Origin of the sequence: Luteolibacter sp. Populi (assembly GCF_040801775.1) — a bacterium.
Classification (GTDB): Bacteria; Verrucomicrobiota; Verrucomicrobiia; order Verrucomicrobiales; family Akkermansiaceae; genus Haloferula.
In genome coordinates this window covers 4,186,742-4,199,533 of sequence record NZ_CP161812.1, presented here as the reverse complement: position 1 = coordinate 4,199,533, position 12,792 = coordinate 4,186,742, and the positions used below count along the sequence as shown (strand labels likewise).

The window sequence follows — 12,792 nt, the reverse complement described above, 5'->3', positions numbered from 1 at the left end:
TGATATTCCGGCGCTTGCAAGCCGCGATGCCCCGCTTCCGCAAGACCCATCCTTACTATCCACTACAAGCCTGTCGGTGGCTTCCACGCACTTTCCCCGAAATCAGGGATCTGTATGTCAGCATTCAAGAGAGTACTTGCTTCCCCTGCGCAAGTTTGGAAGTGTGTTGTCTGATTAGCTGCCGAGTTATACCCGCTCCCGGCTGATCGGATGGACCAACCCAAGAGGGTTCATGCCGACCCCCGGCACCTCCCTGTACGGTCCGAACCCCACATCAAAAACCCGAATAACCATGAGCCACTTCCGATTCCGGATGGTGCCGCTGCCGCGCATTGCCGTGGCCGCATTCGCCGCCCTAGCCCTGCCGGCCATTGCCGGCACTTATAACAACGACTTCAACGCCAGCGACCCCTTCCTTGAGTCGTCCCCGACCACGAAGCTGACCGTCTTCTCGAACCAAGCGTTCGGAAACGTCAACCGTCCCAGCTGGCTCCCCACCGGGGGAGTCGATAACTCGGGCTACCTGAAGCTGACCAACGCGGTCAGCACCCTCCGCCAGACCATTGTTTTCCCGGACTTCGAACCCGGATTCCATGTCGCCGGATTTGATTTCGCCATCGATTGCCGCGTCGGAGGCGGCGGGACCGCCCCCGCTGACGGCTTCAGCCTCAATTTCGCCCGGGCCGGAGATACCGTCATCACCACCGGCACTCCCTACGCCGGCGCCCTGGGCACCAACGGCCACAATGAAGCGGACCGCCACGAAGAAGGCACCGCCACCGGCCTCTCCATCGCCTTCGATGCCTACTTCAGCGGTACCGTGGGGGTGAGCGACGATGTTGTCGGCATCAGCGTCCGCGTGGACAATCAGGTGATCGCGCATTACGCCGCTCCAGTCATCAACCCGGTGGACCCGAATAATCCCAACTCGCTCCAGACCGGACCACGTCTAGCGGACCCGGCAACTGCCCAACAGCGTATCGACGCCCTCGGCTGGGGCACTTTCGAGGCGAAGCTGGACCGCGACACTCAGATCCTCAACGTCTGGTGGAAGGGGGTGAAAGTCATCGATGAGCTTCCAACCAACTTCGTCCCCGGCCCGGGGCGCTTGGTATTCGGCGTTCGCACCGGTGGCAACAACCAGGTCCACCATTTCGACAACATGGAGCTTACGACCTACCCGGTCGAGTTGGCCACCGTCACCAGCGCCAAGGTCAGCCACCAGGAAGGCTACGTCTTCCAGATCAGCGACTACGAAACGAGCTCGGTGGTCGTCCCCGGCGGCGTCACGTCTCTCCTGATCGACACCGACATAGTCACTCCGACCTCGGTGAGCAAAACCGGCAGTGTCACCACCGTCACCTACGTGCCGGAGGTCCCGCTTCCGGCCCATGCCAACATCTTCTTCGAGATCAATGCGCAAGATCAGCTCGGGACGCCCGTGACTCTGTCAGGAACCCTGGTTACCCCGGTCTTTCCCCTGGCCTCCTTTATCGCGGACGCTCCCACCCTCAATCAGTGGAATATCCGCACGATCCGCGGAGGCACCATCGCTGGCCCTACCCAGATCAACACCGCCCTGGCAATCGCGGCGAATCCGGCGCTCACCATCGCGAATTCCACCGCTCCCTACTTCAATATCTCCGATGACGCGAGCTTCGGGGCACGCGGCTTCTTCAAGCGGGACGCGGGCATTGCCAACGGTGTCACGGGCAACGAAGACAACATCGTCACCCTCGGCAAAACCAAGATCTCGATCACCGAACCCGGCGACTACACCTTCTGGGTCCAGAGCGACGACGGCTTCGCACTCCGCATCAAAGGCGCAGCCTTCCACAAGGTCGTCGGCCTCGGGCTCATCGATCCCTCGGATGCCTCCACCATCGCCTACTTCTTCGGCACCGGAAACGCCAATACCCGTGGCGTGGTAACCCTCGCCGCCGGTGAGTATGAGATCGACCACCTCTGGTTCGAGGGCACCAGCGATTCCTATGCGGAAGTCGCCTGGGCCCCCGGTGACCACGCGGACGATACCACCACTGGCAAGTGGTCGCTCGTCGGCGGTGCCGGAGACACTCCCTTCTTCCCCGCTGCTCCCTTGGCTGAGCCGGTCACTGTCCCCGGCTCTTGGGCCGTCCGGAATTACTACGCTGGCGGCAACCTCGCAGGCCTGCGCGACGCCTTCACCCGGATCGCGACTCCCGGCGCATCTACGGTGGTGAATGCCACGGTTCCGGTGATCAACTTCCGCGACCCGTTCCTGCCGGGTGGCGGCGGTGCCGACGGCATCTTCCGGAACAATACCGGATTCCCCTTGGAAGCCGTGGTAACACCACCGGTGGACGACAACCATTTCGTCACCATCGCCCGCTATGAGTGGGTGGTTGCGAATCCGGGCGACTACACCTTCGCCGTCACCTCCGACGATGGCTTCGCCCTCCGCGTTCTCGGCGGGCCTTACATCATCAACAACGCAGGCCCGACGAATAACAGCAGCGGCGTCGATCCCCTCGATAGCACCACCTTCCTGAATTCGGGAGCGAATGATGCTGCCAGCTTCGGCGTCTACCGCGTCGCCGCCGCCGGCACCTACACCATCGAGGTGGTGCAGGTGGAGCAATCCGGCGGATCCTCGCTGGAAGTGGCTTGGGCACCTGGAAACATCACCAGCCGCAATGCGACTTCCACTTGGATGCTTCTCGGAAACCCCAACGACCCTTCGGTCCCGGTGGCAGCTCCGATCCTTCCCGTGGATCTGTTCGCCACACTGCCGAAGGCACCGGCGACCCAGTGGTCCACCCGCTTCTACCATTCGGCCACGAACCTCACGAACATCCCGACAGCCATCGCGGCGATCAACAACCCCGCGACACCCAAGTTCACGGGCGTCTATTCATTCCTGAACTTCCGGAACTCCGTGCCGGAGGGTCAGACTGACCCGGTTCCCTGGACCAGCGGCCTCTTCCACGCCACCCACGCGACCGCCGTTTACCGGGACCCCGCAGAACGCCAGTTCCTCGGTGCCACCGGTCTTGTGGACCATGTGGCCGCCCTCGCGACCGCACGGGTGAACATTACCACCGCCGGGAACTACACCTTCGGGATCTCCTCGGACGATGGCTTCGCGTTCCGGATCGTCAATGCTCCGACCCCCTTCATCAGGGTCAGCGGCACCGCTACCATCGACTCGGCCCAGCCCAACACCGTTTACCGGCTCGACGGCAGCAACAACGCCCGCGCAGTCATCAACCTGCCGGTCGGCCAGTATGACCTCGAGTTCGCGTACTACGAAGGCACCGGCAATGCTCACTTCGAGCTCTACGCCGTCGCCGGAGACATCACGAACGACGCGGATTCCACCGCTTGGCGCATCGTCGGCCACACCACCTCCGGCGGCCTGCCACTCGTCGCGCAACCGGTCCTGACCCCGCCATCGATCGGCAGCATCTCCATCAATGCCCAGACCGGAGCCTTCAGCTTCAGCTGGAACTCGCAGGAGGGCACCAACTACAAGATCCAGTATTCGGACAATCTGGCCGTCTGGCACGACCTCAACCCTGCCTATCCCGGCCAAGCGGGACCAACCAGCACCTACACCGGAAACGTCTCGGACCTGACCCTGATCCCGGGCACGGCCAAGGTGTTCTTCCGCTTGGAGCCGAACTAATCAGACCGTCACGCCGTCCGGCCCGCACCCGCGGGCCGGACGGCACACCGGAACCGCGAGGCACCAGCCTCGCCACAACGAAGGGGACGCAAGCTGCGTCCCCTTTTTGTGCCCTCAGCCCAACCGCATAAGCGGTCCCCACAAAGCCCGCCCCCAAGGGTACGTAGTCCCGCCTTCAGGCGGACTCACCGGTAGGCAACACCACATTGTGCCGATCCGACGCGTCAGCGCCCGGGAGCGCGGAGGCACTGCCCCGCAGAAGCCACCGTGGTGGCGCTATCCATCGCGCGATGGTCGTGGAAAGCGACGTCGTGGCGGGCCCTGGCCCTGAAGCGCGCGATGTGGGTAACGGTCACGGCGGGCTGCCGCAGCATTGGGCCAGACAACCGCTACCATGAGGAATGGGAGGAGCAGCCTCTCGGGCAAAGCCATCATCTCAAGCCGGAATCACACCCACAGTTCAGGGCGGTGACGTCCTAACCATCAGCGTGAACTTCACCTCCTCGCCCCCGCCTGTAGGCACCCCGGCGCCCACAACCCGAGGAACTCCTGACATCAGGACCGTCATCGATTCAATACGACCCGTAACCGCGGATTCCGGCATGATGTCCATGGTAAACCTGAGTTCCACCGCTTCGTCCTTGATCGAAGGTTCAACCGCAAACGACTCCTGAATCTCGTCGCCTCGCCGCAAAGAGATGCAAGCCTTCTCCCCCGTCCGGCAGGCGAGCAGCCAGCTCCCGGCCTCGCCATTGCTCTCGATCTGCAACCCGGGAGGTGCGGGACAATAAAGCCCCGGATCTAGCAAGGCTTCCGCCCACTCGAAGCCCTCTCCGTCCCCCACCAGCATTGCCCGCCCGCTGCGCGAATCATATCCCGCAAAGCTGAGTTTGCCCGGATTGCCAGGCAAAAGCTTCTCGCGAAGGTCCGCCACCTCGCCTCGCATCCAGTTCCCCACCGCATCGGGACAGGTCACTCGGGAAAAGGGACCACTCGAACTTCCGCCTTCACTCATCCAGACCGCCCTCCGGAAGGGAACCGGAAAAAGACAACTCTCCTGACCGTCGTCCAAACGACCAACGATACGCCCGTGATCCCCGGCTTTGCGGGGCCAGAATTCGACCCGACCGTCTCGCTCGATCCGTCGCGCCTCGTTCACCGGCAACCCGCCTGCGAGTTCCACGGTCGGGGTGACAAAGAGTTCCCACCGGCTGGCACCGGACCCCTGACGCGCGATGAGCGTGCGCTCACCGCTCTTGAATAGGAACGCTGTCGTCACATCCCGGAAGGTTTCGTCAGCCACCGCCCAAGACACCATGAACCGTTGATCCACCCATTCCCCCGTTTCGGAGCTAACGGCATCCGTATCCACTTCGACTCCCTCCGCCTCCGATTCGATTCTCCCCCCGCTGTCGGCAGACACGATCAACGACCACGACCGGGCCGGGTCCCCGCAGACGAGTTCAAACTTGGTCAGGATCGTCCTGGGCAAGCCCGGGAAGCCCAGCGATTCCTCGACCACAAACACATCGTTGTAGGAACCCCGCGCCACCACCATCCCGGACCGCTCGTTCCATACCACCCAATCTCCAGTCCAAGGTCCGGCCGCTGGATCTCCCGGTTTAACCGGGACCTCATCCTTGGCTTCCTCGAAAGGGTTCGCATCATCCCCATGACCTTTCCCTCCCGAAAGCTGGATATTTCCCGCTCGCGCGCTGACCAGCTTGGAAAGATCCCGCAGCACATCCCCCTCCTCGAAAAACGCCGACTTGCCCGGCGGCTTCTCCAACCTCGGAAGCACCTCGTCCGCCTTCGCCCCTTGCACCACCGCCTCGATCGGCATCCTCCATCCTGCAGTCACGGACGCCTGCACCGCCCCGGCGAGAAGCAGCAACGTGAAGACGATCCACCGGGCTATCATCCTGGCAGCGTGGCGGGAAAGTGAAATCATGGCAAGCGGCGGAGCAGAGCCCAACAAGGGCGCTCAAGCCACCCTACCGAATCCCCCGCCCGCCCTTCTACTGCCAACACCGCTCCGCCATGTCCCAACCTACTTCTTAACGCCGGAGCTGCGTCGGAACCTAGCCGATAGCGAATCTTCTCACTCCCTCAAACGACTTCCTCGCGCAGCGACTGACCCGTTTAAAAATTAGAATTTAGTAATTAGTAATTCTGCCTTTCGCCTCATCCGTTCAACTTCGCCAGCGCCTTCGGCAGGAACACCCCGTCCTTCCGGATCAACTTGCCGTCGAAGCGGATCTCGCCGCCGCCGTAGTCCTTTCGCTGGATGCACACCATGTCCCAGTGCACCTGCGAGCGGTTCGTATTGTCCGCCTCCTCATACGCCTGACCCGGCGTGAAGTGGAACGACCCGCCGATCTTCTCATCGAAAAGAATGTCCCGCATCGGATGCTTGATCGCCGCATTGTAGCCCAGCGCGAACTCGCCGATGTAGCGCGCCCCTGCATCGCTATCCAGGATCTTGTTGATCTCCTTGTTCTTCCCGGGGGACTCGGCCTTCACGATCTTGCCCTTCTCGAAGGTCAGCTTGATCGAGTCGAAGGGAATGCCCTGATAGATCGTCGGCGCGTTGTAGGAAATCACGCCCTCCACCGAATCCTTCACCGGCGCGGTGAAGACCTCGCCGTCGGGAATATTGCAGGTGCCCGCACAGACGATCGCCGGGATGTCCTTGATCGAGAATTTCAGATCCGTGCCCGGGCCCGTGATGTGGACCTCGTCGGTCTGGTCCATCAGCTTCTTCAGCGCCGTCGCCGCCGGCACCAGGCTCTTGTAGTCCACCAGGCAGACCTTGAAGTAAAAGTCCTCGAAGGCCTCCGTGCTCAACCCCGCCTGCTGCGCCATGGAAGGAGAAGGCCAGCGCAGCACACACCACTTGGTCTTCTTCACCCGCCAGTCGATCACCGCACGCATGTGCTTCATCGCCAGCTTCATGTTCTCCGCCGGCACATCGCTGCTCTCCGCGATGTTATTGCTGCCGCGCACCGCGATGTAGGCGTCCATGTCCTTCATCTCGGCCAGCAGGTGCTTGGCCATCACCTTGTACTGCTCCTCCTCCGCGCCCTTCAGCATCTCCCGCGTCAGCCGGGAATTGTGCAGGCGCAGCACCGGAAAGGCACCCTTCGCCCTCGCCTCGCGCACCAGCGCCAGCCCGATCGACTCCGGCACATCATAGAGATCCAGCAGGACCTTCTCACCCTTCTTCAGGGACGTCGAATAGCGGACAAGCTGGCGGGCGAGTTGGTCGATGCGGGGATCGTGCATGCGCCTGATTAGCCGGGCTTTTCAAAAGGCCAAACCCGAAAAGTGAAGCAAGAGGATTTTAGATCGCTCCGCGCGAATCCACCGGGACTTCATCCCCAAAGCTTGCGATGCCGGGCCATTCGCTCGGCCTTTATTTCTTTCTTCATCCTCTCGCCCTCCTCCATTGAAAGCCCTTTGCCGCCTTGCAGCCAATCGAGGGCGCGCAGCGGAAACATCCTGCGGCGGTTCGAATCCTGGCTTGTTTTCCAAAGGGCTGATGCCGGAAACTTTATCGGATCCTCCCCGGTTTTCAAGCCATTCGGGCAAGCAGCTCTTGCCTCCCTTCCCCCCACCGTCTCTCCTCCCGCCATGCGTCTCGGCATCCTCGGCTCCGGTTCCGGCTCGAACATGCAAGCGATCCTCGACGGCGTCGCGGACGGCTCGCTGAAGGCGGAGATCGCCCTCGTGCTCTCGGACAATCCGCAGGGCTACATCCTCGAACGCGCCCAGAAGGCCGGCATCCCGACCGCCGTGATCGATTGCCGCGGCTTCAAGTCGAAGTTCCCGGAGGAGTCCCAGCAGGAAACCGCCGCCGCCCTGAAGGCCGCAGGCGTCAACCTCGTCTGCCTGGCCGGCTTCATGCGCCTCGTGAAAGCCCCGCTCCTGGAAGCCTTCCCGGACCGAATCCTGAACATCCACCCCGCCCTCCTCCCCGCCTTCCCCGGCCTCCAGGCCTGGCGGCAGGCGATCGAGGCCGGCGTCACCGAGACCGGCTGCACCGTCCACTACGTCGATGGCGGCATGGACACCGGCCCGGTCATTCTCCAGGAAACCGTCCCGGTCCTGCCCGGCGACGACCCGGACACGCTCCACGCCCGCATCCTCGAAGCCGAGCACCGCACTTACCCGGAAGCAATCCGGATGGCGCTGGCCCGCTTGGGGCGGTGAGGGGCCAAAATGACGAATGTCGATTTCCCGAATGCCGAATGACCTGTGGGAAGAATGGGAGAAACGCTTCGCGCAAGTCCCTCTTTCTTAAAGACACTTCATTCGTCATTCGGGAATTCTGAATTCGTCATTTGCCTTTCCTCCCGGCTTGATACCCGCCCCGAGCGCCGCTAGCGTCCGCGGCCCCGGCCCGCTATGCCTAAAGTTTTCATACGCACATACGGCTGCCAGATGAACGAGCGCGACTCCGAACAGGTCGCGCAGATGTTCACCGAAGGCGGCTACACCGTCACCGGCGATGAGACGGACGCCGACGCGATCCTGGTCAACACCTGCTCGGTGCGCGACCAGGCGGAGCAAAAGGCGCTCGGCAAGATGGGCAGCATGGGCAGCTACCGCCGCCAGAAGCCGCACGTCGTCTTCGGCTTCATGGGCTGCATGGCCCAGAGCCGCGGCCCGGAGCTCTTCGCGCGCATCCCGCACCTCGACGTGGTCGTGGGCACCCAGAAGTACCACAAGGTTTTCGAATACGTGGACACCATCCTCCAGCGCCGTCTGGAGCGCCGGATGGACGAGCTCCAGCTCTCGCTGACCGGCGAGAGCGTCTGCGACGTGGAAGAGGAAGCCGGTTCGCAGAACACGATCCGCGACCACATCCCGAAGGAGCTGAACGCCTCCGCCTTCGTCTCGATCATGCAGGGCTGCAACATGCGTTGCTCCTTCTGCATCGTGCCGGACACCCGCGGCAAGGAGCGGGGCCGGCCGATCGCCGAGATCGTGGAGGAGGTGAAACGCCTGCGCGATCACGGCGTGAAGGAGATCACCCTGCTCGGCCAGATCGTGAACCTCTACGGCCGCACCGAGTTCGAGAAGGTGGACGGCAAGTCGCCCTTCGTGCAGCTCCTCGAGCAGGTGCACGCGGTCGATGGCATCGAGCGCATCCGCTTCACCTCGCCGCACCCGATCGGTTATCGCGATGACCTGGTGGCCGCCTTCACCTACCTGCCGAAGCTCTGCCCGCACATCCACTTCCCGATGCAGAGCGGCTCGGACCGCATCCTCAAGGCGATGCGCCGGCCTTACAAGAACGAGAAGTTCGTGGAGATCTGCGAGAAGATGAAGGCCGCCCGCCCCGGCATCGCCATCACCACCGACATCATCGTCGGCTTCCCCGGTGAGGAAGAGGAAGACTTCCAGGCCACGATGGACACCGTGCGCCGCCTGCAGTTCGACAATGCCTTCGTCTTCCGCTACTCGAAGCGCAAGGACACCCCCGCCGCCGAGATGGACGGGCAGCTTCCCGAGACGGTGAAGGAGGAGCGCAACCAGCGCCTGCTCGACATCGTGAACGAGCTCGCCATCGCCAAGCACGCCTCCCTGGTCGGCACCGTCCAGCAGGTCCTCTGCGAAGGCCCGAGCAAGACCAACAAGCAGCGCCTGACCGGCCGCACCGGCACCAACAAGATCCTGATCTTCGACGGTGACGCCCACAAGCTGACCGGCCAGTTCCTCGACATCCGGGTGGAAGCCAGCACGGGCTTCACGCTCTATGGCAGCGTCCTCTGAATCGGAGGATTGGGAGAAACTGTCGCCACCTTAAGGGGGTACCCTTTACTGGGATAACCTTTGCGTGCCGTTCGGGGCTACGGGTGGCGTGCCGTTCGGGGCACCACCCCCCGTCCCTTTCCGGGGGACGGGTGGCGTACCGTTTCGGGGGACGGGTGGGGCTACTCGGGCAGGCCGTTGTCGCGGGCGAACTTGGCGGCGGCTTCGGCGTCCTTCTGCTTCCACTGGGTGTGGATGTTGCCCATCAGCTCCGTGCGCTCCTTGCCCTCGGGGAGGGTGAGCGCCCACTCGGCGGCGCTGCCGGGATCGTAGGGGGCGACGGTGCCTGCGTAGGAGCGGACGGCGGCATTCTTGACCGGGCCGTCCTTGGCGTCGTCGATCCACTGGCCGGCGGCCTTGTAGTCCTTCTGGGCCCACTCGCCCATCAGGCTCTGCACCTTGGCATCGAGGCGCTCGGGGGGCAGCTTGCCGTCCATCCATTCGAGCCACTTGCCGGTGTCGCCCTTGACATACCAGGAGTTGATGCCGTCGGCGAAGGCGGTGGTCTCCGCTTCATCGAGCTTGGCCGAGTCCAGCCAAGCGGCGCTGGAGGCGTAACCTTCCGCGACGACCTTGTTGACGAGGGCACCCATGGTGGAGTTCAGCATCTGCTTGCGCTGTTCGCCTTCGAGGCCCTTCAAGTGATTGCGGAGTGCCCCGACGATGGCGATGCGCTCCTCCGAAGTATTGCCGGCCTGGCCGATCGCCTGGCCCAGCGAATTGAGGTCTTTCAGGTCGAGATCGGCGGCGAGCGAGAAGGCGAGCACCGGGTCCAGGCGGGCGGCCCCGGTGAGGATTCCCTGCTTGGTCTCGGCGTTGACCATTTCGGGATGATCCTTGCCATTTTTGCGGATCCACTCGATGGCCGCCTTCGGGTCGTCCTGCGCCCACTTCGTGAGCGCGGAGGTGACGACATGCATGGCCATGCCGTCGTTCTTCATCAGGTCGGAAGACTCGGCGAGCAGGTTGAGCGCGGTGGCGGGGTGATCGTTCGCGAGCATCATGACCGCGAAGCCGATCATGCCGCTGCGCATGTCATCGGTGAGATCGGGTGCGGCGCGGAACTCGGCGACCAGCAGCTTGAGCTGGGCGGGATCGAGCGAGAGCATTTCCTCCATGATCCCGACGATGCGCTTCTGCATGGCATCGTCCGGCTGGCCGCCCTTTTTCTGGGTCTCTTCCATCTCGCGGGCGAAGGCGATGAGCCTGGTGGCGAAGTCCTTGGCCTGGGCCGCCTTGCCGACCTGCGGGTCGCGGCGGATCTTGGTCTGGGTGGACTTGTCACCGCCGGCGGCGAGGTCGGCGGTATCGAGGCCGAGCTCCTGCGCCTCGCCGACGAGGCGGGAATTTTCCGTGTGGGCGGAAGACAGGCGGCCGTGTTCCTTCCAGCCGAAGAAGGAAGCGGCGATCAGGATCAGGGCCGCGAGGATGAGGGAGAGTTTCATGGTGGCGGAAGGGGGAAATTATTCTGCGGTAGGGACGGGCTGCGGGGTGAGCCGCTTGTTCAGTTCCTCCCGCTTCTGCGGATCGGAGATCTTCGCCACGAGGTCATTGGCTTCATTCGGATGCCGGTTGCGGCCGCTCTCGATGAAGGCGATGAGCACGTCGTCGTTGCCGGTTTGCTCCTGATACTTGAGAGCGAGTTCGGCGCCCTTCTTGAAGTCCGGGATATCGCCGAGCGCCTTGCCGGTGATGCGGTCGGCAGCTTCGGGAGACTGCTTGAGCGCCCAGGCCCGGCCTTCTTCGACCGCCGCTTCCATCTTCGCCGAGTCACGGGAGTTCTGGACTTTGCTCTGCAGGGATTGGGCGACGATCGCCTCGCGCTCCGCGGGGCTGGCCTCGATCTTGGTCAGATATTCGCCCACCTTGTCGTAGCCGCCCTGGTGGATCAGCATCGAGGCGGAGTTGGCGAGGGTCGAGTTCCGCTGGTTCTCCGGCACGGAGCTGCGGATGAGATCGGCCACGGCTTTCTCCGAGCCCGGCTTGGTGTTGAAGAACATGCCGCCTTGGAAGATTTGGGAGCGTTGGTTTTCCGGAATCCCGGCGAGCCGTTTCGCGGCTGCGGCGGGATCGCTTTCCAGTAGCGATGCGATCACGCCGCCTTCCAGGCGCAGGCGGGCATCGCTTTTGCCATCGAGCGATTTGCTGTCCAGCTTGCCGGAGGCGACCTGTGCATCCAGCCATGCGGTCGCGGCGGTGGAGTCCTTGCTGGCCCACTGCTGGAAGGCTTGGGATATCTGCCAGGAAAATCCGCCGCGCTCGTCATTCAGGCGGTCTCCGAAGCGTTCCATGACCAGCTCGGGGTTCTTCTGCGCGAGCAGGCCGATGATCATGCCCTCGAGGCCCCTCTTGGCATCATCGGGGATATCGAGGGCGGCGATCTCATCGAGATGGGTGGCGAGGTCCTCCGCGGACAAGTCCATGAGGGTCTTCTGCAGCTCGATCATCGCGCGCATGTCCGGCATGTTGTTGCCGCCCTGCATGGCCTTCTGTTTCGAGGCGAGGTCCTTCCAATCGATCTTCTTGGCCGTTGTCTTGCCGTTCTTGCCCTTGTTGGCGGCGGCGGTCTTCGAGGATTCGCCGGAGGCTTCCGCGTGGCGTGCTTCCTGGATGCGCTGGCGCAGGGTGGTATTGCTGTCTTCGACGGCGGACAGCGAGCGGTGCTGGGTGCCGAGCCAGATGGCGGCGGCGGCAATGGCCAAGGCCGGAGGGAGGAGGACGATGGGTTTCATGGCGGACGGATAACCGGAGGTTTCTCCGGATACGTCTGGCACCTTAGGAAGATTTCCGCCCGCGCGTCCGCTGCAAAATCACGGTTTGGTTGGAATCGGGTTCAGCGGACGGGCGGCGGCAGGCGCTCATGATCGCTCCTACACCCGGATCAGCGCTTCTTGAAATACCGCTGGGCATTCCGCGGATACAACTCCTGTACCTGAAACCCCAAGCGCCGCCGCGAGCTTCAGCAGTTCGAAGTCGGCCATCCAACGCACTCCGCCCTCGATCCGTGCAATCACCCCGCGCGAAACGTCCCAGCCCTTGAGCTGGCAGGCGACGGCAAGCTGCTCCTGCGACAGCCCCCGGCGATACCGGAGCGCGATCACTCGGGGACCTACAATGTTGCGCGGGGCCTCCATGGGCCCTTCCATTTATAGGTTTTCGTTTGTCGCATTGTCTGGAATTCCAGACAAAATATTGAGAGTTCCATTGCAGGCCGAAGGACCGGTAGAGTTTCACTACTATTTCAATGAAGGGAAATTGACATTCCCTGTCCGACAGGCAAGACAGAGACAAAGCGATGAACTGCGGAT

At 63.0% G+C, this 12,792-nt stretch carries 9 protein-coding genes; 3 read left to right on the top strand and 6 right to left on the bottom strand.

Translation table 11 applies throughout. The features are described 5' to 3' along the window. The first annotated feature begins 292 nt into the window (after positions 1-292). On the top strand, positions 293-3,667 hold the full coding sequence (locus ABWK72_RS17125) for a hypothetical protein (protein WP_367870786.1): 3,375 nt from the start codon (positions 293-295) through the stop codon (positions 3,665-3,667). 460 nt (positions 3,668-4,127) lie between these two features. Here ABWK72_RS17125 and ABWK72_RS17120 read toward each other — a convergent pair whose 3' ends face one another. From ABWK72_RS17120 to ABWK72_RS17110, 3 genes are all read right to left on the bottom strand, one after another. After that, a complete protein-coding gene (locus ABWK72_RS17120; protein WP_367870785.1) occupies positions 4,128-5,618 on the bottom strand; it encodes a hypothetical protein in 1,491 nt (496 codons plus the stop codon). Positions 5,619-5,851: 233 nt separating this feature from the next. After that, on the bottom strand, positions 5,852-6,952 hold the full coding sequence (locus ABWK72_RS17115; RefSeq protein WP_367870784.1) for an aminopeptidase: 1,101 nt from the start codon (positions 6,950-6,952) through the stop codon (positions 5,852-5,854). A gap of 89 nt (positions 6,953-7,041) precedes the next feature. Then, positions 7,042-7,167, bottom strand: a complete 126-nt coding sequence (locus ABWK72_RS17110) for a hypothetical protein (protein ID WP_367870783.1) — start codon at positions 7,165-7,167, stop codon at positions 7,042-7,044. A gap of 133 nt (positions 7,168-7,300) precedes the next feature. Between ABWK72_RS17110 and purN the strand changes: the two genes are divergently transcribed. Then, complete coding sequence (purN, locus tag ABWK72_RS17105) at positions 7,301-7,879, top strand: phosphoribosylglycinamide formyltransferase (protein WP_367870782.1); 579 nt, start codon at positions 7,301-7,303, stop codon at positions 7,877-7,879. A 195-nt stretch (positions 7,880-8,074) separates the two neighbouring features. Further along, positions 8,075-9,445, top strand: coding sequence for a tRNA (N6-isopentenyl adenosine(37)-C2)-methylthiotransferase MiaB (miaB, locus tag ABWK72_RS17100; RefSeq protein ID WP_367870781.1), 1,371 nt, complete (start codon positions 8,075-8,077; stop codon positions 9,443-9,445). Positions 9,446-9,606: 161 nt separating this feature from the next. On the opposite strand, the gene ABWK72_RS17095 is transcribed toward miaB, so the two are convergent. The 3 genes from ABWK72_RS17095 to ABWK72_RS17085 all read right to left on the bottom strand — a co-directional run bounded on the left by ABWK72_RS17095 (position 9,607) and on the right by ABWK72_RS17085 (position 12,585). Beyond that, positions 9,607-10,929: a hypothetical protein gene (locus ABWK72_RS17095; RefSeq protein WP_367870780.1), complete on the bottom strand. Its 1,323-nt coding sequence runs from the start codon at positions 10,927-10,929 to the stop codon at positions 9,607-9,609. Between the two features lie 18 nt (positions 10,930-10,947). Then, entirely contained in the window at positions 10,948-12,216 is a 1,269-nt protein-coding gene (locus tag ABWK72_RS17090) for a hypothetical protein (RefSeq protein WP_367870779.1), read from the bottom strand. A 138-nt stretch (positions 12,217-12,354) separates the two neighbouring features. Then, a complete protein-coding gene (locus ABWK72_RS17085; protein WP_367870778.1) occupies positions 12,355-12,585 on the bottom strand; it encodes a helix-turn-helix domain-containing protein in 231 nt (76 codons plus the stop codon). Positions 12,586-12,792 lie beyond the last annotated feature (207 nt).